The sequence below is a fragment of the Arthrobacter sp. 05N33_2 genome (assembly GCF_056397425.1).
Map to the genome: position 1 here is coordinate 1 of NZ_JBFTNJ010000016.1, position 21,553 is coordinate 21,553.

A 21,553-nucleotide genomic window follows, 5' to 3' on the forward strand; every position below is an offset into this window, starting at 1 on the left:
CCCCACCGACGGTCCCGGAAACGCCCGCCCCGCCAACGTCCGAGCCGGCCGCCCCACCGACGGTCCCGGAAACGCCCGCCCCGCCAACGTCCGAGCCGGCCGCCCCACCAACCACCGCCCCACCAACCACCGTGTCAGCGACAACGCCAGAGACAGCGCCAACGGAACCAGCCCCACCCGCGCGTACAGCATCGCCCACGCCCGGACGGACATCGCCCGTGCCTACCCCCTGAAACGCATCTACAGTCGGGGGTTCACTTCTGATAGGTGATGTATGCCTCGTACTGCACGCGCCATTTATCCGCAGCCTTGGGATCCGGGACCGTGGTGGTGAGGAATTGAACGCTGGTCACTTGGCCTTTGAGGTATTTCAGCCACTTGGTCACCTCTTCGGCAACGTCGCGATCGAACTGGACTACGTGGTGCACCTGCATTGCCATGGCGGCCTCCGGATTCGCTGGTTCGCTGGGTTCGGTGGAGTGACTTTACCGCCGCCGCCCGTTCACGGCCAGAGTCCGGCGTCCGCGCAGATAGAGCACATGGACCCGCCGCGCTAGTCGCCGGATTCCGTCGCTTCGGCCGACGCCCCGCCAGGGCGCGCTTCCCCGCTGTCCGGGCTGGCGACGTCCCCGGCGAAGGCATCGGGTTTCGCTGCAGCAGGGGTGCTGCCCTCCCCCACGATCACGGCGAGCACACCGAGCCCGGCGTGGGCCGCCAGGACTGCCGGGAGAGCGCTGATCTGGGCCGGCGGACATGCCGGCAATGCCACGGCCAGGCGCCGGGCAAGGTCTTCGGCCTCGGCCTGGTTGCCAAAGTGGTGCACAGCCAGCCGCGCCTGCCCGGCAGGGCGGCCGGATGCGTCCGCGGCCACGATTTCTTCCAGGCGTGCGATGGCCTTCGCCGCTGACCGGACCTTTTCCAGCGGGATGATCCGGCCGTCTTCCACCGCCAGGATGGGTTTGATGGAGAACATGGTCCCCCAGAGCGAGGCCGCCGCCCCGATCCGGCCGCCCCGGCGCAACTGTTCCAGGGTCGGGACATAGAAGTACACTTTGGTGCGGTCCAGCCGGTCCTGCGCGAAGGCCAAGACGTCGGCCGCGCTCCTGCCGTCGGCGGCCGCGACCACCGCGCCCTGCACGCCCATCCCCTGGGCCATTCCGACCGTCCGGGAGTCGAGGACCTCTACCGGTATGCCAACCCGTTGGGCTGCCAGGCGGGCGGCGTCGGCTGTCCCGGACAGCCCCGCGGAGATGTGAATGGAGACCACGGACTGGAAGCCACGCTCGCTGGCCTCCCGGTAGGCGTGTTCAAACTGCCCCGGTGACGGACGCGAGGTCTTGACGGGCTTGCCGCTGGCCAGGGCCACGGCGATGGTCTCCGCAATGTCGTCCTCACCCTCGCCGTAGATTTCGGCGCCGACCATCACGGGCATCGGGACCACGGTGAGCCGGCCGTCAGCAGCGAAAGCCCGGACCCAGTCCGCGGGCAGCGCGGCGGCAGAGTCCGTGACCACCGCAACCTGCACGACGGCGGCGGGAGCCGCTTCGGGGATGCTGTCCCGGGAACCCTGCCGCAGGCGAACAAGCCGCTCGCGCAGCCATGGCCAGCCTGACGGCTCGCGGTGTGGCACGAAGGACCTCCTGCTGTGGGGACGCGTGGACTTACTTCTCCGGCGGGGGCACTTGTGCCCGTCCCATTGTCTGCACTGGTTGTCTGCACTGGTTGTCTGCACTGGCCGCCGGGATCAGCCGGCGGCCAGTGTCAAGCTGGTACGTCCGGCTAGGCCGGGACGATGTTGACCAGTTTAGGCGCCCGTACGATCACCGTGCGCAGGGCACGGCCATCGAGGGCGCGCTGGACATTTTCCGATGCCAGCGCCAGTTCGCGCAGGTCCTCCTCGGAGATGTCCGGGGAAACCTCCAGCCGGTCCCGCACCTTGCCCTGCACCTGGACGACGGCGGTGACCGTGTCCTCCACGAGCAGTGCGTCGTCGTGCGTGGGCCAGCCGGCGTTGGCGACCGATGCCGGGTGCCCCAGGACGTTCCACAGATCCTCGGCGGTATACGGTGCAAACAGGCTCAGGATTACGGCTACGGCCTCGACGGCCTCGCGGACTGCTGGGTCCGCACCGCCGGCACCGCTGGCTGCATCTATGGTCTTGCGGGTCGCGTTGACCAGTTCCATCAGCTTTGCCACAACCACGTTGAACTTGTTGTTGTCCAGCAGGGCCTGCGCATCGGCGATCGTGCGGTGGGTGACGGTGCGCAGCGCACGGTCACCGGTGGCGGCATCGACGCCGGGTGCGCTTGTGACGTCCTGCCCGAGGCGCCAGGCCCGGGCCAGGAACTTCGCGGAGCCCGACGGCGATACGTCCGCCCAGTCGACGTCGTCCTCCGGCGGGGAGGCGAAGATCATGGTCAGGCGGACAGCGTCCACACCGAACTTGTCCAACTGCTCGCCGAGGTCGACGCCGTTGCCCAGGGACTTGCTCATGGCCTTGCCGCCGTTGAGCACCTGCCCCTGGTTCAGCAGTGCGCTGAACGGCTCGTCCGCCTCAATCATGCCGAGGTCGTGGATGACCTTGGTGAAGAACCGCGCATAGAGCAGGTGCAGGATGGCGTGCTCCACGCCGCCCACGTACTGTCCGACCGGCATCCAGTCGTTGATCTTCTCCGGATCGAACGGACCGCCGGTGTACTGCGGAGAGACGAAGCGCAGGAAGTACCAGGAGGAATCCACGAAGGTGTCCATCGTGTCCGTGTCCCGTTTGGCCGGGCCCTGGCAGTTGGGGCACTCGACATTGACCCAGCTTTCGACCGCGGCGAGCGGTGACGTGCCCTTCGGGGACAGGTCCTCGCCGCGCAGGTCCGCCGGCAGGGTCACGGGCAGCTGATCATCCGGGACCGGGACCTCCCCGCAGGCCGGGCAGTGGATGATGGGGATCGGTGTGCCCCAGAACCGCTGCCGGCTGAGCAGCCAGTCACGCAGCCGGAAGTTCACGAACTTCTCGCCGGTGCCCAACTCGCGCAGGATTTCGATGGCCGCCGGGATGGCCTCGGCCTTGGGCAGCCCGTCGAGGCCGCCGGAGTTGATCAGGGTCCCTTCGCCGGTGGTGGCGATGCCCGTGGCGGCGGGGTCTTCCTCGCCCGTGTCCAGGACTGCCCGGACGGGCAGGTCAAAGGTCTTGGCGAAGTCGAGGTCGCGCTGGTCATGGGCCGGGACGGCCATGATGGCGCCTGTGCCATAGTCGGCCAGGACATAGTCGGCGGCCCAGACGGGCAGCTTTTCGCCGTTGAGCGGGTTGGTCGCGTAGCGCCCGGTGAAGACGCCGGTCTTTTCGCGCTCGGTGGACTGGCGCTCGATTTCGGAGAGCGCCTTGACCTGCTCCCGGTAGGCGTCCAGGGCGGCGGCGTGCTCGTCGGTGACCAGTTCGACGGCGAGCGGCGCGTCGGCGGCGACGACGAAGAACGTGGCGCCGTAGAGGGTGTCCGGGCGCGTCGTGAAGACGGTGACGTCCTTGGCGGCTTTGCCGCCGTCGGCCTCGATCACGAAGTTGACGTGGGCGCCCTCGGAACGGCCGATCCAGTTTTTCTGCATCGCGAGGACGCGTTCGGGCCAGTGCCCGCGCAGTTCGTCCATGTCATCGAGCAGGCGGTCGGCGTAGTCAGTGATCTTGAAGTACCACTGGTTCAGGGACTTCTTGGTCACGGGAGTGCCACACCGCTCGCAGGCGCCGTTGACCACCTGTTCGTTGGCCAGCACGGTCTGGTCCTTGGGGCACCAGTTGACCGGCGAATTCTTGCGGTAGGCCAGTCCACGCTCGTAGAACCGCGTGAACAGCCACTGGGTCCAGCGGTAGTACTCCGGGTCCGAGGTGTGCAGCCGGCGGGACCAGTCCGCGGAGATTGCGTAGCGCTTGAACGACGCCGCCTGGGTGTCGATGTTGGCGTACGTCCACTCACTGGGGTGCGCGTTGCGTTTGATCGCCGCGTTTTCCGCGGGCAGGCCGAAGGAGTCCCAGCCGATCGGGTGCAGCACGTCGTAGCCCTGCTGGCGCAGGTAGCGCGCCACAACGTCGCCCATCGCGAACGCCTCGGCGTGGCCCATGTGAAGGTCACCGGACGGATACGGGAACATGTCCAGCACGTAGCGGCGTTCCTTTGAGCCGTCGTCGAGGGGCGTGAAGACCTTCAGGTCTTCCCAGACCTGCGGCCATTTGGCTTCCATTGCCGCGAAGCTGTAGGCACCTTCCTCAGGCCCCTCCGCCGCGGCTGCTGGCGATCCGGTCTGTGTTTCCGGCTGAACGCTCACTGCTGGCCTCTTCTGTTCTGTGCGGCCTGTTACCCAGGCCTGTCTACCTTCAGGCCTGCCTGCCGCCAGGCCTGTTCACCATCAAGTCTGCACTGTCACGGCCGGCTGCCCGGTCCTGACTCCATACTGTCCGTACGTGGTACTCCTGCTGTAACTTCGTGCGTTGCGGACCGGAATTTACCCCGGACACACAAAAGCCCCTCGACATGGAGGGGCCGCCGCTCGGCAATCCGGGGACTCTTCGGAAACGAGGTCTCGCCGGGATGCCGGGCGGCTAGCTAAGCAGGAGCACGGCGCGCATAGGACCACTTTAGCCCCTCGGGCTGGTTCGTGCTGAACCGACGAGCCGGTTGCGGCCCGGTAGTCGCAGTCGACTCGCGCTCCGGCGGCCTGTGCGGGCTGCTATGTCCGCAATTGTTACAAACGACATACCTATGGAATAGCGGTACTTACTGCCAATTGCCCGACGTATCGGGCAAGTAACTACGACAGAAATTCGGGTAGCTCGGCGCGGAAAACAAGTAGAAAAACAACGAACACCCGGGTGGCCGGCCACGGGCGCCCGGGCCCTTCCGCGAAGTTTCTTCGGAGAGCGCATTGTGAGCCTCCAAGCTGGGAGAAACCCGTGAAAAACCGTGAAGCAGGCCTAAAATTTTGATCTTGCCAAACGATTCAAATGGGAACACTATTCGATAAAGATCAGCAAGAAATGGGATCTCTCGGGGGGATTCGCAAATGGTCTCGGGTTGAGGAGCCTGTCATGTATCAATTGCGCAATTCTTCCGTGCATTTGCCGAAATCCCCCGCCGGCCGCACCTGCGACGCCGGCTCCCTGGAACAGGGCTAGCCATGTTCGGCTGGATCACCCGTTTCAGTATGCAGTTCCGCATCCTGGTTCTCGCCATGGCGGCCGGACTCATTGCCTTCGGGGTAGTGAACGTCCCCCACGTCGCCATCGACAGCATGCCCGAGTTCGCCCCGGCCCACGTCGAGATCCAGACCGAGGCCCTGGGCCTCTCAGCTGCCGAAGTTGAACAGCTCATCACTGCCCCGATGGAAGCCGACCTCCTTAACGGGGTGGCGTGGCTCGATGAAATCCGGTCCAAATCAGTTCCCGGCCTGTCCTCGATCGAGCTCGTGTTCGAGCCGGGCACCGACCTTCTGCGCGCGCGCCAGCTCGTGGCCGAACGCATGACCCAGGCCCACGCGCTGCCGAACGTCTCGGCGCCGCCGCTGATCATGCAGCCGTTGTCGTCCACCAGCCGCGTCCTTATGGTCCGGATGAGCTCCAAAGAGCTTTCCGGGATCGAAATGTCGGTCCTGGCCCGGTGGAAGATCAAGCCGCGGCTGATCGGCATTCCCGGGGTCGCCAACGTTTCCATTTGGGGACAGCGCGAACAGCAGCTCCAAGTAGAGGTGACCCCCACGCAGCTGCGTGACAAGGGCATCACGCTCGAACAGGTCATCAAGACCACCGGCAACGCAGTCTGGGTGTCGCCGCTGAGCTTCCTTGAGGCGTCCACCCCCGGCACGGGCGGGTTCGTGGAGTCGCCGAGCCAACGCCTGGGCATCCAGCACGTGCTGCCCATCCGAACACCGGAGGACCTGGCCAAGGTCAGTGTCGAAGACGCCGGATCTCCCATGCTCCTGGGTGACATTGCCCAGGTGAAGGAGGACCACCAGCCGCTGATCGGCGATGCCGTCGTCGGCCAGGATGCGGGCCTCCTGCTGGTCGTGGAGAAGTTCCCCGGAGCCAGCACGCTGCAGGTCACCAAGGACCTCGAGGCTGCGCTGAACGACATGCAGCCCGGGCTTTCCGGAATCCAGATGGATACGTCCGTCTTCCGGCCCGCCTCCTTCCTGCAGGATGCCGTGGACGGACTCGGCCTGGCGCTGCTCGTGAGCCTCCTGATCGCCGTGCTGCTCTTCTGGGCCCTGTTCCGCTCCTGGCGGGTGGCCGTGATCGCCCTCGTGGCGATCAGCACCACCGTCATGGCGGCGGGAGTGGTGCTCTACTTGCTCGACTCCACACTGAATATCTCGATCCTCGCCGGCATCTTGCTGGGCGTCTCTGTGATTGTCGGAGACATCGTGGAGGATGTGCAGGCGCAGCGGCGCCGGCCGTTGCGGACCACCGGGACCGAGACAGATGCCACCATCAGGTTCCGCATGGTCCAGCTTGTCCGCAGCGTCCGCACACCGCTGTTCCACGGGTCGCTCATCATGGCCCTCGCGCTCGTACCGACGCTGTTCGTCACGGGAGTCGGCGGTGCGTTCTTCCAGCCCCTCTTCTGGTCCCTGGCGTTGGCGCTTGCCGTGTCAATGCTGGTGGGTTTGTCCGTGACACCGGTCCTGGCATATCTCCTGCTTCCCGGTGAGAAAGCCCGGCGGGCGGACTCGCTCGGTGTTGTCCGGGCCAGGTCCACGTACGACAGGGCACTCGAGGGGGCACGTTCCCGCCGTGCCCTCGGCATTGTCGCTGTCGCCGTCGTTGGACTGCTGGGGCTCGCCGCGGCATCGCAGCTGGTCGGGAACCGGGCGGTCGTGCCGACGATTCCGGACCGGACACTCCTGGTGCAGTGGGACTCGATGGCAGGCACGTCCAACGACGAGGTGCGTCGGGTGGCGTCCAAGGCGTCCGACGAACTGCGGACCCTGCCTGGTGTCTCGGGAGTTGGCGGCCACATCGGCCGCGCCATTTCCTCCGACCAGGTTGTCGGGAACAGTTCCGCGGAACTCTGGGTGTCCATCACACCGGATGCCGACTTCAGCGAAACGGAGCAGGCGGTCCGTGACGTCGTCCAGGGCTACCCCGGCATCGCCCACAACGTGGTGAACTACTCCCAGCAGCAGATCGGCCAGGAGCGCAGCAGCATGGATCCCGGATTCGCTGTCCGCGTCTACGGAACAGACTTGCCCGTCTTGCGAGAGAAGGCAGAAGAGGTCCGCAAGGCCATCGAAAAGGTCGACGGCGTGAAGAACCCGACGATCAACGCCAGCGCCATGACGCCCATCGTCGAAGTCGAGGTCAACCTCGAGGCGGCGCAGAAGGTCGGCATCAAACCCGGCGACGCACGCCGCGCCGCCGCCGCCCTGATGCAAGGCATCGTCGTCGGCAACCTCTTCGAACAGCAGAAGGTCTTTGAAGTGGTGGTGCGCGGCGCGGTGGACGTCCGGGATGACCTGACCAGCATCCGTGAGCTCCTGCTGGACACGCCAAGTGGCGGCCAGGTCCAGCTGGGCCAAATCGCCGACATCCGGCTCGTTCCCAATGAAGTCGTGATTCTGCACGATGACACCTCACGCCGGATCGATGTGGTGGCCGAGGTCAGCGGACGTCCGCTCGCGGATATCCAGCGCGACATCAACGCGGCGATCGAGCAGATCCAGTTCCCGCTGGAATACCACGCCGAAATCCCCACGAAGTACAGTGAACAGCTCGCCGGGGACGCCATGGTTCTGTGGATCGGCGCGGCTGCCCTTCTGGGAATCCTGCTCCTTCTCCAGACAGCGGTGCGGAGCTGGAAGCTGGCGCTTGCCATCTTCCTGTCCCTGCCGGCCGCGCTGGCCGGGGCCGCCGTGGCAGCGTGGATCGCGGGAGGCGCCATCACTGTGCTGGCACTCACGGCCTTTGCCGCGGTGCTGGCCGTTGCAGCCCGCAACGCGGCGCTGCTCTCCGCCCGGACGGATGAGCTGTGGCGGGCCACCCCGCACGAGTCCCCTGACAAGGTCATCATGATGGCGGCCCGGGACCGGGTCTCGCCCATTCTGAAGGCAGCCCTGATCACGGTGGCGATCCTGATCCCGCCGGGACTCTTCGGCGGCGCCGTCGGCGGGTCCTTCCTGGGCCCGATGGCCCTGATCATCGTCTGCGGACTCATCACGACAACTCTCATCGGGATCTTCGTACTCCCCCTGCTCGCACTCTGGTTCGGGCCCGGTTCCGCCCCGGAAGAGTGGGCCGAAGTGTACGAGGCCGAAGTTCCCGTCCAGCCCGTTACGCAGGAAAAGGTGGAAGCAAAATGACCAGCCAACAGCCCTCGCGGCGCCTGCCCCTGGCGGCCGCTGTATGCGCAGCACTTTTGTTCGCGTTGCCCGCATGTGCCCAGACGACGGCGGCGGCCCCCGCCGCCGTCTCGGCCAACGAACCCGCCAAGGTGGAGAAGAATGCCGCAACAGGCATCGCGAAACTGACGTTGACGGAGAAGGGAATCGAACGCCTCGACCTGAAGACCGACACCGTCAAGGCCGGAAAGGGTAAGGACGTCGTCGTGCCCTACTCAGCCCTGCTCTACGACGCCAGCGGAAAAACCTGGGTGTACACCAACCCGGCCCCGCGGGTCTACCAGCGGCAGTCGGTCACGGTAGCCAAGGTAGAGGACGGAGTGGTCACGGCCTCGGCCGGCCCCGCGGTCGGCACCGCAATCGTAACCGTCGGCGCGGCTGAACTCTTCGGCGCTGAATTCGATACGGCGCACTGACATGCGCCGGATTGTCGCTGCAAGCCTGAGGTTCCGGTCGATCATCATTGCGATGGCGGCCGCCCTCATGATCGTGGGCGGCGCGCAACTCAGCAGCGCTTCGGTGGATGTTTTCCCGGAGTTCGCACCGCCCCGCGTCGAGGTTCAGACGGCATGTCTGGGTCTCACTGCCTCCGAAGTCGAGGAACTCGTAACGGTTCCGATGGAGCAGGCCTTCAACGGCATAGACGGCCTGGACCAGATGCGGTCGAAGTCTGTGTCGCAGCTGTCCGCCATCGTGATGGAGTTCAAACCCGGGACCGATCTGCTCACCGCCCGGCAGCTGGTGTCGGAGCGGATGGCAACGGTCATACCGACTCTGCCGACCTGGGCCGCGCCGCCAATAATGCTCCAGCCGCTGTCCTCCACCAGCCGTGTCATGAAGATCGGGCTCTCCTCCGAGACCCGCTCCCTGATCGAAATGTCCATGGTTTCCTACTGGAACATCCGGGCACACCTGCTGCGGGTGCCTGGCGTGGCGAACGTTGCGATCTGGGGCGAACGGCTTCAGATGCTCCAGGTCCAGGTTGATCCGACCAAGCTGGCAGCCAACAACGTGACGCTGGAAAACGTCATGAACTCCACGTCCGACGCCTTGGACGCTGGCCTGCTCAAGTACTCCCCCGGTGCCTTGATCGGCACCGGAGGGGCGCTGGAAACACCCAGCCAGAGCATGTCCATCAGGCACGTACAACCCATCACGTCTCCGGCGGACCTTGCCCAGGTGCCACTGGAGGAACGCGAGGGACTGCCTCCCCTGAAGCTCGCCGACGTGGCAACCGTCGTGGAGGACCACCAGCAACTGATCGGTGACGCGGTTATCAATGGCGGCCCCGGACTGATGCTGATCGTCGAAAAGCTGCCGTGGGGCAACACCCTCGAAGTCACCCGCGGGGTCGAGGAAGCGCTCAAGGAACTGCAGCCCGGCCTGACCGGAATCGCAGTCGACACCACCCTGTTCCGGCCCGCCTCGTTCATCGAGGAGTCGCTCGGCAACCTGAGCCTCGCGCTGCTGCTGGGCTGCTTCCTGGTCGTCCTGGTGCTGAGCGTCTTCCTGTTCCAATGGCGGACAGCCCTGGTGAGCGTGACGGCGATCCCGTTGTCGCTGATGGCAGCGGCCCTGGTGCTGTATTGGACCGGAGGCACGATTAATACGATGGTGCTTGCGGGGCTGGTGATTGCCGTCGGGGTCGTGGTGGACGATGCCATCATCGACGTCGAGAACATCGTCAGGCGGCTCCGGCACCACCGCGCCAGCGGCGGGACCGAAAGCACCGCCCGCGTGGTCGTCAACGCCTCCCTGGAAGTCCGCGGCCCCATCGTCTACGCCACCCTGATTATCGTTGCCGCCACGGTACCGATCTTCTTCCTGGACGGCCTGACGGGCGCCTTCTTCCGGCCCCTGGCGACCGCCTACACCCTGGCGGTTTTGGCGTCCATGCTGGTGGCCCTCACGGTCACGCCGGCCATGGCGTACATCTTCCTGCGCAATGCCAAGCTGGAAGACCGCGATCCGCCGGTGGTCCGGGTCCTCAAGCGCTGGTACGGCGCCGCCCTGCGTCCCATTGTGAAACGCCCGCTCCCGGGCTACCTCGCGGTGGGGGCACTCGGCGTCGTCGGAATCATAGCGGCCCCGCTCCTGGGCCAGTCACTGTTGCCCTCGTTCAAGGAACGTGACTTCCTCATGCACTGGGTCACGCAACCCGGCACCTCCAACGCCGAGGAAGTGCGCGTCAGCCAACTGGCCTGCCAGGAGCTGATGACCATTCCAGGCGTCAACAACTGCGGGTCCCACATCGGCCAGGCCTTCGCCGCCGATGAGGTGGTGGGGGTCAACTTTGGCGAGAACTGGATCAGCGTTGACCCCTCGGTCGACTACGACAAGACCCTGGCCTCCATCCAGCAGGTCGTGGACGGGTATCCCGGCATCCACCGGGACGTCCAGACCTACCTCAAGGAACGTGTCCGCGAGGTGCTCACCGGTACGGGCTACTCGATCGTGGTCCGCGTGTACGGCGATGACCTGGACACGCTGAAGAAGCAGGCGGACAAGGTCAAGACTGCCCTGGCCGGCATCGAGGGTGCCATCGGAGCCAAAGTCGCACTCCAGGTCAACGTTCCGCAGGTGGACGTCGAGGTGAACCTGGACGCCGCCAACCGCTACGGCCTGAAGCCCGGTGACGTCCGCCGTGCCGCAGCCACCCTGGTATCCGGCGAAGAGGTCGGCGACGTCTACCGGGACGGCAAGGCCTATGACGTCCAGGTCTGGAGTCCTCCGGCGATCCGGACCAGCGTCACAAGCATCGAGAACCTCCCGCTGGACACTCCCAGCGGGCAGAAGATCCGGGTGGCCGATGTCGCCAAGATCACGGTAAAGCCCACTCCCAACGTCATTGAGCGTTCGGAAGGGTCCCGCCGCCTCGATGTCAGCGCCAACGTCAAGGAAGGTGATCTGGCCAAAGTCGTCGAGAAGCTCGAATCCGATCTCAAGTCCGTGGAGTTCCCCACCGGATACAGCGCCGAGATCCTGGGCGAATACGCGGAGCGGCAGGCCGCCTCGCAGCGGCTTCTCCTCTTCGCGATGGGCGCCCTGGTTGTGGTGTTCCTCCTGCTCCAGGCGGCATTCCGGAGCTGGCGGCTTGCCGTTCTGGGCATCCTGACGCTGCCGGTGGCACTGGTGGGCGGGGTGATCGCCGCGCACATGAGCGGCGGAATCCTGTCCCTCGGGTCGCTGGTCGGGTTCCTGACAGTGATGGGCATCGCCGCCCGCAACGGCATCCTGCTCATCAACCACTGCCAGCACCTGGAACAGTTCGAAGGCGTGCCGTTCGGCCGGGACCTGGTCCTGCGGGGCGCAGCCGAACGCCTGTCACCAATCCTGATGACCACGCTCGCCACCGCACTCGCCCTGGTCCCGCTGGTGGTGATGGGCAACCGCCCCGGCCATGAGATCGAGCACCCCATGGCCGTGGTGATCCTGGGCGGGCTGGTGACATCGACACTGGTCAACCTGTTCATCGTTCCATCGCTCTACCTGCGGTTCGCCAAGAAGGGTCCGGCACGTCATGACCGTCAGCCCCGCGAGCCGGAACCTGTATCAGCCGTATAGCAACAACTACCAACAATGAGAGGCCAGTCAGATGACTCCACTATCTAAGAGATTTACCGCTTACGGCTCCGCGGTCTTGCTGGTGGTGGCGTCGCTGACGGCGGCGACGGCGGCCGCGGCGACGGCAGCCACCGCGCCGGCGGCCGCCCGTTCGCAGGAACTGTGCGGCCCCGGCTCGGCAATCAAATTCAACCGCAGCGCCTTCCCGTCCAGGCCGGAGATTGACAACAAGTGGTTCCCCCTCGAACCCGGCATGCAGTACACCACCACCGGCAAAGTAGTCTCCCCGGACGGGACAACCACCCGCAAGGTTGTCAGCACGGTCACGGGGCTGACCAAGGTGATCGACGGGGTGAAGACCATCGCGATATGGGACCGGGACTACTCCGACGGTGAGCTCGCGGAATCGGAACTTGCCTTCTTCGCCGAGACACGGAAGGGCGACGTGTGGCTCTTCGGCGAATATCCGGAGGAGTACGAGAACGGGAAGCTTGTGGGTGCGCCAAGTACGTTCATCAGCGGCATCGACAAGGCCCAGGCGGGCATCGCCATGCAGAGCCACCCGCGCCTGAAGACCCCCGCCTACCCCCAGGCCTACGCACCCAGCGTGGACTTCCTGGACTGCGGTGATGTGTTCGCGAAGGACCAACGCGTCTGCGTCGCCACTGGTTGCTACAGCGATGTGCTGGTTATCGATGAGTTCAACCCGCTGGACCCGCCAAGCGCCGGCCACCAGCGAAAGTTCTATTCCAAGCACACGGGTCTGATCAAGGTCACGGCCGTGGGCGGAGAGGACCAGGAGTTCCTGAATCTCGTCAAGATCAAGAAGCTCAGCCGCTCCGAGCTGAAGAGCGTCAACGAGCAGGCACTGCAGATCGACCGCCGGGGCTACACGGTCAGCAAGGACGTCTACGCGAAGACGCCGCGCGCTGAGATGGCACGTGGCTACGATGGCCACCACTACCACTAACGGCCCTGCCGCTCCCGGGCAATAGACAAAGGAGCCCCGGCCGGGATCTTCCCGGCCGGGGCTCCTTGTGCGCGCCTACTTCACGTCGTCGTCAACCCAGTCCATCGACTTGGTGACGGCCTTCTTCCAGAGACGCATCTGGCGTTCCCGCTCGGCCTGGTCCATTTGCGGCTCCCACCGCTTGTCCTCGGCCCAGTTGGCCGAGCACTCGCCCAGGTCCTTCCAGAATCCGACCGCCAGGCCGGCCGCGTAGGCTGCGCCCAGCGCCGTCGTCTCGACCACCTTCGGACGGATGACCGGCACGCCGAGGATGTCCGCCTGGAACTGCATCAGGGCGTCGTTGGCGACCATGCCGCCGTCGACCTTCAGCTCCGTCAGCGGTACGCCGGAGTCGGCGTTGACGGCGTCCAGCACCTCACGGGTCTGGAAGGCGGTGGCCTCCAGCGCCGCGCGGGCGATATGGGCCTTGGTAACATAGCGGGTCAGGCCCACAATGGCGCCGCGGGCGTCCGAGCGCCAGTACGGTGCGAAGAGGCCGGAGAATGCCGGCACAATGTACACACCGCCGTTGTCCTCCACCGAGGCCGCGAGGGTCTCGACCTCCGGGGCGCTGCTGATCATGCCGAGGTTGTCCCGCAGCCACTGGATCAAGGAACCGGTGACGGCAATGGAGCCCTCCAGCGCGTAGTGCGGCGCCGCGTCGCCGAGCTTGTAGCCGACGGTGGTCAGCAGCCCGTTCTTGGAATGGATAATTTCCTCGGCCGTGTTGAAGATCAGGAAGCAGCCCGTGCCGTAGGTGTTCTTGGCTTCCCCGGCATCGAACGCCGCCTGCCCGAACGTGGCCGCTTGCTGGTCGCCCAGGATGCCGGCCACAGGAACCTCGCGCAGCAGCTGCGAGGTGTGGACTGTGCCGTAGACCTCGGAGGAGGACTTGATGGTCGGCATCATGGAGGCCGGGACGCCGAACGCGTCCAGAATCTCCTGGTCCCACGACAGCGTCTCAAGGTCCATGAACATGGTCCGTGAGGCGTTGGTCACGTCGGTCACGTGCACTCCGCCGTCGGTCCCGCCGGTCAGGTTCCAGAGCACCCAGCAGTCGGTGTTGCCGAAGACGAGGTCGCCGGCCTCCGCCTTGGCCCGGGCGCCCTCGACGTTGTCCAGGATCCACTTGATCTTGGTGCCCGAGAAGTAGGTCGCCAGCGGCAGGCCCACCTTCTGCTTGAAACGTTCTACCCCGCCGTCCTTGGCGAGTTCGTCCACGATCGGCTGGGTACGGGTGTCCTGCCACACGATGGCGTTGTAGATCGCCTCGCCGGTGGTCTTGTCCCACACCACCGCTGTTTCGCGCTGGTTGGTGATGCCGACGGCGGCGATGTCGTGCCGGGTCAGGTTCGCCTTGGACAGGGCCGAGCCGATCACCTCGCGGGTGTTGTTCCAGATTTCAGCGGGGTTGTGCTCCACCCAGCCGGGCTGGGGGAAGATCTGCTCGTGCTCCATCTGGCCGGAGGAGACGATGCTGCCGCTGTGGTCGAACACGATAGCTCGGGTGCTCGTGGTGCCCTGGTCGATTGCAACTACGTACTGGTTCATATTGACGTCCTTGTCTGTTTGGCGTGGCAGTTGTACTGACGGTTGAACGGGCAGTTAGTGAGGGATGACGGGGATGATGATCGGCACGACTGCTGCCACGAGGCCGCCGAGGCCGCCGCCAATGAGCGGACCGACCACCGGGATCCAGGAGTAGCTCCAGTCGCTGGAGCCCTTGCCCTTGATGGGGAGCAAGGCGTGCGCGATGCGGGGGCCCAGGTCACGGGCGGGGTTGATGGCGTAGCCGGTGGGGCCGCCGAGCGAAACACCGATACCGACGACCAGCAGGGCCACCGACAGCGGGCCGAGCCCGGAAGGCGTCCCGCCGAAGGTCAGGATAACGAACACGAGGACAAAGGTGCCGATGATCTCGGTGATCAGGTTCCACTGGTTGGAGCGGATCGCCGGGCCCGTGGAGAAGACGGCCAGCTGACTGGCGGGCTCCTGCTCGAGATCAAAGTGCTGCTTGTGGGCCAGCCACATCACGACGGCGCCGAGGAAGGCACCGGTCAGTTCACCGCCGAAGTACGTCAGGGTCGAGGCGAAGTCAACCGGAACACCGGGGGCGTACAACTTCTTGCCGTTGACCAGCAGGCCAAAAGTCACGGCCGGGTTCAGGTGCGCACCTGAGATGGAAGCAACATAGACACCGGAGAAGACGGCAAGGCCCCACCCCCAGGTGACCATGAGGAACCCGCCGTTATTGCCCTTGGTGCCTTTGAGCGCAACGTTGGCCACAACGCCGCAACCCAGCAGGGTCAGCATGGCGGTACCGAATAATTCGGATAGGAAAACTATTCCAAGAGACATCTTTGACTCCTCTATTTTCTGTTGTCGGCCTCCGCGAGTTTGGAAGCCGTTGGGCCGGCAGCATGTTCGTGCTGCCGGCCGGCCACTGCGCCGGCCGCCAGGGCGGACCGCGCAGTGCTTGCACCCGGGCTTCCCTGCCCGGGCACGCAAGCAATATCAGGCGACCAGGCTGTGGACCCGGACACCGTGGAACCGCTGTAGCACCTCCTGTGCGTGGCTGATCTCTGAGGCCCGGCGTGCCGCGTCCCAGCCGAGCGGTCCGGAAAGGATGTCCGCGACTTCGTTGAGCAGTTCCCCTGTCACCAGGCCGCGAAAAGCCAGGGACGTGCGGCGGATGAGGACGTCCACGAGGTGCCCGATCTGCTCATGGGCGGCCATGAACTCCAGTTCCCGGGTGCTCAGCTCGCGGGTGGAATGCAGCAGCCGGTCCGGCTCGCCGGCCGCGGCCCCGTCCAGGAAGCGGATGACTTCTTCGGCACGGGTCCCGTAGCGGGTCAGCAGCCCGGTGACGCGGGCGGCGTCGCGGCCGGCCGACATGTGGGCCTTGATCCAGCGCTGGACGCCGTCCTCGCTGTCCGGGAAGCCGGCGCCGCCGCCGATGGCGAGCTTCGCCGTCGAAACCTTCCGTTGCATACCGAGTTCGGCCAGGACGTCGTTGCTCAGGTGCTCGGCGAGGGCCCGGAACGTGGTCCACTTGCCGCCGACGAGGCTGAGGACGGCGCCGCGCGCCGCCGCACGGCGTTCGATCCGGTAGTCCCTGCTGACGAAGCCGGGCTGGGTCGCGTCGTGCTTCGGAAGCGGCCGAACACCGGAGAACGAGTAGACAATCTGGTCCCGGCCCACCGGGATGTCCGGGAACACGTGGCCGATCAGGTCAAAGAAGTAGTCGATTTCCGCCTCGGTGCACACGGCGTCCTGGGCCATGTCGGCGTCGACGTCGGTGGTGCCGACCAGGACGCGGTCACCCATCGGGTAGATCAGTACGATCCGGCCGTCGGTGTGCTCGAAGAAGATTTCGCGGCCGTTGCACGCCGCGAGCAGCTCCGGATGGTCCAGCACGATGTGCGAACCCTTGGTTCCGCCCATGAACGACGACGCCGCCCCCATGGCCTCGTTGGTCAGGTCGACCCAGGCGCCGGTGGTGTTCACGACAACGTCGGCAGTGAAGTCGAACACCTCACCGGTCAGTTCATCGCGCAGCTGGACAGTGGTTCCGGGGGGTTCCGGGGGTGCCGGGGGTTCCGGAGCCGCCCAGCGAGACCAGAGAGACGTAGTTGCTGGCGCGGGCGTGGCTGTCCGCGCCGCCGGCCTTCTCGCCGTCCTGGAGCACGTCGAGGGTGAGGCGCTCGGGGTTGTGGACGGAGGCGTCGAAGTACGTGGCCGCGTACTTGATCCCGGGGTGCAGGCGGGGCAGCTCGGCGAGGGCGCGTTTGCGTCCGCGGAACTGGTGGCGCGGAACCGTGCCGCCGTCGCGGGAGAAGAAGTCGTACATGCTCAGGCCGAGCTTGATCAGGAACGCCCCGCGTTCGGTGTGCTTGCCCTGCTTGTGGGTCAGGAAGCGCATGGGGGCGGCCAGGACCCCGGAGAAGGTGCTGAAGATCGGGATCGTGGTCTGCAGCGGCTTGACGTAGTGCGGCGCGATCCGCAGAAGCCTGTTGCGTTCGGTCACCGACTCCTGGACCAGGCGGAACTCGCCGTTTTCCAGGTACCGGATGCCGCCGTGGATCATGTGGGAAGAGGCGCCGCTGGCACCCTGGCAGTAATCGCCGCGCTCAACGAGCGCCACATCCACGCCCTGCAGCGCAAGGTCACGGAACGTTCCGACCCCGTTGATTCCGCCTCCGATGATCAGAACCTGCGCGTGCCGCCGCGCCCGCAGCTTCTGCACCGAGGCGCGATCGTTCGCCGGTGTGCCGACTGAGTCCTTCTGTCCCAAAATTGCTCCCTTGGGTTTGATTCTGTGCGGCACGCCCGTGGCGCGGCGCCGTTCAACACTATTCTTTGGACTAATGGAAAATGGAGTCAAGCACTATGCACAAACGTGCAGATGGGAAATGTCATGATGCAATCACGCCAGTCCGACGCCCTCCGCGCGGCCCAGCTGTATTACCTGCAGGACCTGACCATGGACGCCATCGCCCGCGAGCTCCGGACGTCCCGGTCCACGGTTTCCCGGCTGTTGTCCGCGGCGCGCGATTCGGGTCTCGTGCAGATCCAGATCCGCAGCCCGCTGGACACCGGGCCCGAACTCGAGGGCATGATCCGCGCCGAATACAAGGTGGATGTCCATGTCGTTCCGGTGGTGGACACCCTCAATGAGGCGGAAACACTGGACCGTGTGGCCATGCAGGCCGCCCGGACGATCGGACCGCTGGTGGACTCCAACGCCATCATCGGCGTCGCATGGGGCTCCACCCTGAGCGCCGTGAGCCGGCACCTGACGCGCAAGATCACCCACGACAGCGTGATCGTCCAGCTCAACGGCGCCGGGAACATGCAGACCACCGGCATCACCTATGCCTCGGACATCATGAGGCGGTTCGGGAGCGCCTACGGAGCACGGGTGGAACAGTTTCCCGTGCCGGCCTTCTTCGACCACGCCGCGACCAAAAGGGCAATGTGGAATGAGCGGAGTGTTCAGCGGATCCTGGAGCTGCAGGCCCGGATGAGCATCGCGATCTTTGGTGTCGGATCGGTCGACGCCGACTACCCCAGCCACGTCTACGCCGGCGGCTACCTCGATGAAGACGACCTGAACGTCCTGGCGAACTCCGATGTGGTGGGCGATGTTGCCACGGTGTTCTTCCGCGCCGACGGGTCCTCGGACGGCATCACGCTCAACGCGCGCTCCACCGGCCCGGACCTGGCCCAGCTCCGCCAGGTCCGGCGCCGCATCTGCGTGGTGTCCGGTGCTTCCAAAATCAACGGGCTCAGGGGCGCGCTGGCGGCAGGACTGGCCACCGACCTGATCCTGGACGAGGCCAGCGCCCGCAGGCTCGTCCGGTTCGACGGACTGGGCTGAGCGGTTGCGGGCACCGTGACCGGCGCGGCCGGCGGCAACGGCGGTCCGGCACTCGCCAGCGCCAGTGGGTAAAGTCTTTGTCATGAGACTCTCCCCCCGGCTGACCCTGAACAACGGCGTACTGATCGACCGGCTGGGGTTCGGGCTGTACAAGGTCCCCCCGGCCGACGCCGCCAGCCTGGTGACCATGGCGGTCGAGACCGGCTACCGGCACTTCGACACCGCCGCCATGTACGGCAACGAGACGGGCGTCGGCAAGGGAATCGGTGCCCTGTCCGGATTTGAGGGCACCGGCGGCGGGCCTGGGGAAACCGCACCCTACGTTTCCCGCGAGGACCTCTTCATCACCACCAAGGTCTGGAATGACGACCACGGCTACGACGCCACCATGCGTGCGTTCGACACCTCGATCTCCAACCTCGGCCTGGAATACATCGACCTCTACCTGATCCATTGGCCGTGCGCGCGCCGTGGCCTGTTCCCGGAAACGTACCGGGCCCTGGAGACGCTGTACCGCGAGGGCAAGGTTCGCGCAATCGGCGTCTCCAACTTCCAGCCGCAGCACCTGGACCGGCTCCTGGAAACGGCGGAGGTGGTGCCCGCCGTGAACCAGATCGAACTTCATCCTTGGCTGCAGCAGGATGAACTGCGGGAAAAGCACGAGCTGCTGGGTATCCGCACCGAGGCGTGGAGTCCTTTGGGCCGCGGCCAGGTCCTGAAGGACCCCGTGATCCTGGCCCTGGCGGCCGAACACGACCGCACGCCGGCACAGATCATCCTGCGCTGGCACCTGCAGCTGGGCAATATCGCCATCCCCAAGGCCAGCTCGTCCGGGCGGATCCGTGAAAACTTCGAGGTCTTCGACTTTGAGCTCTCCCCGCTGGATATGACGGAGGTCGGCGGCCTCGAACGCGGCTTCCGGACCGGCTCCCACCCCGACAACGTCGCATAGGATTCGAACCAATGGAACAAGTGGATACCGGGTCCTCACGCACGCCCCTCTTCAGCGGCGGACTCGACGCCCGCACCCGGGCCGCGTCCGTTGAGGTTGACGGTGCCCGGATCGCGTACTGGGTCTACGAACCCGCCGAGGTCACCCCCGAAACGCGCACCATCCTGGTGGTGCACGGGTTCCGCGGCGACCACCACGGCCTGCTCCGGGTAGCCGACCAGCTGACGGACATGCGCCTGATCATGCCGGACCTGCCGGGCTTCGGCAGCTCGGCCGCCTTCGCGGGAACCGGGCACAGCGTTGCCGGCTACAGCCAGTTCCTGGGTGGTTTCATGGCTGCTCTGGGACTGGGCGCGGACACGGTCCTGCTGGGGCATTCGTTCGGTTCGATCATCGCCAGCCATTTCGTGGCGGCCAACTCCGGTGCCGTTGCCGAACTGATCCTGGTCAATCCCATCGCGGCGCCCGCCCTCGAAGGGCCCAAGGGCCTGATGACGAAGCTCGCGGTGCTCTACTACGAGGCCGCCGCACGCCTTCCCCAGCGGCTCGGTCTGGCCCTGCTGCGCAGCCAGGCGATCGTGCGGGTGATGAGCGTGACCATGGCCAAGACCGGGGACAAGGACATCCGCCGGTTCGTGCACGCCCAGCACAGCGCCTATTTTTCCTCCTTCGCAGACCGGGACAGCCTGCTCCAGGCCTTCAAGGCCTCGGTGGGCAGCAACGTCACCGAGGTGGCCGGCGACCTGACGCTGCCGGTGCTGCTGATCGCGGGCGAGAAGGACGAGATCGCCATGCTGGCGGACCAGCACAAACTCGCGGCGCGGCTCCCGGACGGGAGGCTGGAGGTCATTCCCGGCGTCGGGCACCTGATCCACTACGAAACCCCCGAGCCCGCTGCCCGCTACATCAGACGCTTCCTAAAGGACCACGCCGCGTGAAAATTCTCGTTGATGCCCGCTTCACCCGGCTGGACCACCACGACGGCATCAGCCGCTACGGCGCCAGCCTGATCGCGGCGGCCGCCAGGATCGCCGACGTCTCGATGCTGATCAGCGACACCCGCCAGCTCGCGCTCCTGCCCGATGTTCCCTACACCCTGATCAACAGCCCGCTGTCCCCGGCCGAACTCTTCGTGGCGGCCAAGGTCAACAAGCTGGGCGCCGACGTGGTGGTATGCCCCATGCAGACCATGGGCAGCTGGGGCCGGAAGTACGCCCTGGTGCTGACCCTGCACGACCTCATCTACTACGAGCACCCCACCCCTCCCGGATTCCTGCCGGCCCCCGTCAGGGTCCTGTGGCGCCTATACCACAAAGCGTTCTGGCCCCAGCGGCTCCTGCTGAACCGGGCGGACATCGTGGCGACGATCAGCTCCACCACGGCGGCCCTGATGGCGAAGTACCGGCTCACCCGGCGTCCTGTCAGGATTGTCGGCAACGCCCCCCAGCACGGCCACACCCCGCGCGATCCCGGGGCGGGGGCCGACAAAACGCTGCTCTACATGGGTTCCTTCATGCCCTATAAGAACGTGGAGACCATGGTCCGCGGCATGGCGGAACTCCCGGACATGACCCTGCATCTGCTCAGCCGCATCACGCCCGAGCGGCGGGCCGAGCTCGAGGCCCTGGCTCCGGAGGGCGCAAGCATCGTCTTCCACAACGGGGTGACCGACGCCGAGTATGAGGCCCTCCTGGCACGCACCACCGCCTTGGTCAGCCTGTCCCGGGCCGAGGGCTACGGACTGCCGCTCGTCGAGGCCATGTCCCACGGCACGCCGGTGATTGCCAGCGACATCCCGATCTTCCGGGAGGTCGGTGACGATGCCGTCAGCTACGTGCATCCGGACTCCCCGGCGGAGTTTGCCGAGGCGGTGCGCACGCTCGAGGACCCCGCCCTGTGGAAGGCCCGGTCCCGCCGTTCAGTGGAGCGGGCCGCAGACTTCAGCTGGGATGAGTCGGCGCGGCGGCTCGTGGCCGTCGCCGAAGAGGCCGTCGCGCTCCGGAACCGGCCCCGCGACCGGAGATAGCCGGAACGGCTGTAAGTGGCCGGCGCGGAGATCCGCTCCGCGCCGCACCCAAAGCGAGGCCGGGATGACGCCGGCGCCACGGTCCCCGACCACCCATTTGCCGCGGAGGGCCGCAATACGGAGCCTCATTCCGGCCATCTGCGGCGAATGGCCGCCGGCCTGCGGGCCTGTTGTGGCATGCGCGCCCTTTGAATAGAGGGACCGCCGTGCCGGTGGGGCCATGTGAGCCGCGGAGACGCAATGGAG

General features: G+C 66.0%; 14 protein-coding genes and 1 pseudogene. 9 read left to right on the top strand and 6 right to left on the bottom strand.

Annotated elements, in window-relative coordinates; translation table 11 throughout:
* The coding region (locus AC1DHX_RS09930) for a hypothetical protein (protein WP_476899999.1) at positions 1 to 271 on the top strand (271 nt) is incomplete at its 5' end.
* On the opposite strand, the gene AC1DHX_RS09935 is transcribed toward AC1DHX_RS09930, so the two are convergent.
* The 3 genes from AC1DHX_RS09935 to leuS form a co-directional block, all read right to left on the bottom strand.
* The gene (locus AC1DHX_RS09935) at positions 255 to 434 is read right to left on the bottom strand and encodes a hypothetical protein (protein ID WP_476849342.1); all 180 of its coding nucleotides are present in this window, start codon (positions 432 to 434) and stop codon (positions 255 to 257) included. The two genes, AC1DHX_RS09930 and AC1DHX_RS09935, sit on opposite strands and share 17 nt — an antisense overlap.
* A gap of 119 nt (positions 435 to 553) precedes the next feature.
* Complete coding sequence (locus AC1DHX_RS09940) at positions 554 to 1,630, bottom strand: DegV family protein (protein WP_476858436.1); 1,077 nt, start codon at positions 1,628 to 1,630, stop codon at positions 554 to 556.
* Between the two features lie 149 nt (positions 1,631 to 1,779).
* On the bottom strand, positions 1,780 to 4,311 hold the full coding sequence (gene leuS, locus AC1DHX_RS09945; RefSeq protein WP_476849282.1) for a leucine--tRNA ligase: 2,532 nt from the start codon (positions 4,309 to 4,311) through the stop codon (positions 1,780 to 1,782).
* 876 nt (positions 4,312 to 5,187) lie between these two features.
* Between leuS and AC1DHX_RS09950 the strand changes: the two genes are divergently transcribed.
* Genes AC1DHX_RS09950 through AC1DHX_RS09965 form a run of 4 tightly spaced genes read left to right on the top strand, consistent with a single transcriptional unit; the run spans position 5,188 to position 12,910 of the window.
* A complete protein-coding gene (locus tag AC1DHX_RS09950; protein ID WP_476858435.1) occupies positions 5,188 to 8,337 on the top strand; it encodes an efflux RND transporter permease subunit in 3,150 nt (1,049 codons plus the stop codon).
* Positions 8,334 to 8,792 carry a hypothetical protein gene (locus AC1DHX_RS09955; protein WP_230008548.1) on the top strand — a complete coding sequence of 153 codons (459 nt, stop codon included), beginning with the start codon at positions 8,334 to 8,336 and terminating at the stop codon, positions 8,790 to 8,792. Before AC1DHX_RS09950 ends, AC1DHX_RS09955 begins: the two co-directional genes overlap by 4 nt.
* A 1-nt stretch (position 8,793) precedes the next feature.
* The gene (locus AC1DHX_RS09960) at positions 8,794 to 11,940 is read left to right on the top strand and encodes an efflux RND transporter permease subunit (RefSeq protein ID WP_476849284.1); all 3,147 of its coding nucleotides are present in this window, start codon (positions 8,794 to 8,796) and stop codon (positions 11,938 to 11,940) included.
* Positions 11,941 to 11,971: 31 nt separating this feature from the next.
* The gene (locus AC1DHX_RS09965; protein WP_476858434.1) at positions 11,972 to 12,910 is read left to right on the top strand and encodes a hypothetical protein; all 939 of its coding nucleotides are present in this window, start codon (positions 11,972 to 11,974) and stop codon (positions 12,908 to 12,910) included.
* Between the two features lie 75 nt (positions 12,911 to 12,985).
* On the opposite strand, the gene glpK is transcribed toward AC1DHX_RS09965, so the two are convergent.
* From glpK to AC1DHX_RS09980, 3 genes and pseudogenes are all read right to left on the bottom strand, one after another.
* Entirely contained in the window at positions 12,986 to 14,500 is a 1,515-nt protein-coding gene (glpK, locus tag AC1DHX_RS09970; protein WP_476858433.1) for a glycerol kinase GlpK, read from the bottom strand.
* Positions 14,501 to 14,554: 54 nt separating this feature from the next.
* Positions 14,555 to 15,307 carry an MIP/aquaporin family protein gene (locus AC1DHX_RS09975; protein ID WP_476857068.1) on the bottom strand — a complete coding sequence of 251 codons (753 nt, stop codon included), beginning with the start codon at positions 15,305 to 15,307 and terminating at the stop codon, positions 14,555 to 14,557.
* Positions 15,308 to 15,463: 156 nt separating this feature from the next.
* Positions 15,464 to 17,243, bottom strand: a pseudogene (locus AC1DHX_RS09980) (glycerol-3-phosphate dehydrogenase/oxidase).
* Between the two features lie 123 nt (positions 17,244 to 17,366).
* Between AC1DHX_RS09980 and AC1DHX_RS09985 the strand changes: the two are divergent.
* From AC1DHX_RS09985 to AC1DHX_RS10000, 4 genes are all read left to right on the top strand, one after another.
* A complete protein-coding gene (locus tag AC1DHX_RS09985; RefSeq protein ID WP_476849289.1) occupies positions 17,367 to 18,329 on the top strand; it encodes a sugar-binding transcriptional regulator in 963 nt (320 codons plus the stop codon).
* Between the two features lie 82 nt (positions 18,330 to 18,411).
* Positions 18,412 to 19,281, top strand: coding sequence for an aldo/keto reductase (locus AC1DHX_RS09990; protein ID WP_476849290.1), 870 nt, complete (start codon positions 18,412 to 18,414; stop codon positions 19,279 to 19,281).
* Positions 19,282 to 19,292: 11 nt separating this feature from the next.
* On the top strand, positions 19,293 to 20,219 hold the full coding sequence (locus tag AC1DHX_RS09995) for an alpha/beta fold hydrolase (RefSeq protein WP_476858431.1): 927 nt from the start codon (positions 19,293 to 19,295) through the stop codon (positions 20,217 to 20,219).
* Positions 20,216 to 21,307, top strand: a complete 1,092-nt coding sequence (locus tag AC1DHX_RS10000) for a glycosyltransferase family 4 protein (RefSeq protein WP_476858430.1) — start codon at positions 20,216 to 20,218, stop codon at positions 21,305 to 21,307. Before AC1DHX_RS09995 ends, AC1DHX_RS10000 begins: the two co-directional genes overlap by 4 nt.
* Positions 21,308 to 21,553 lie beyond the last annotated feature (246 nt).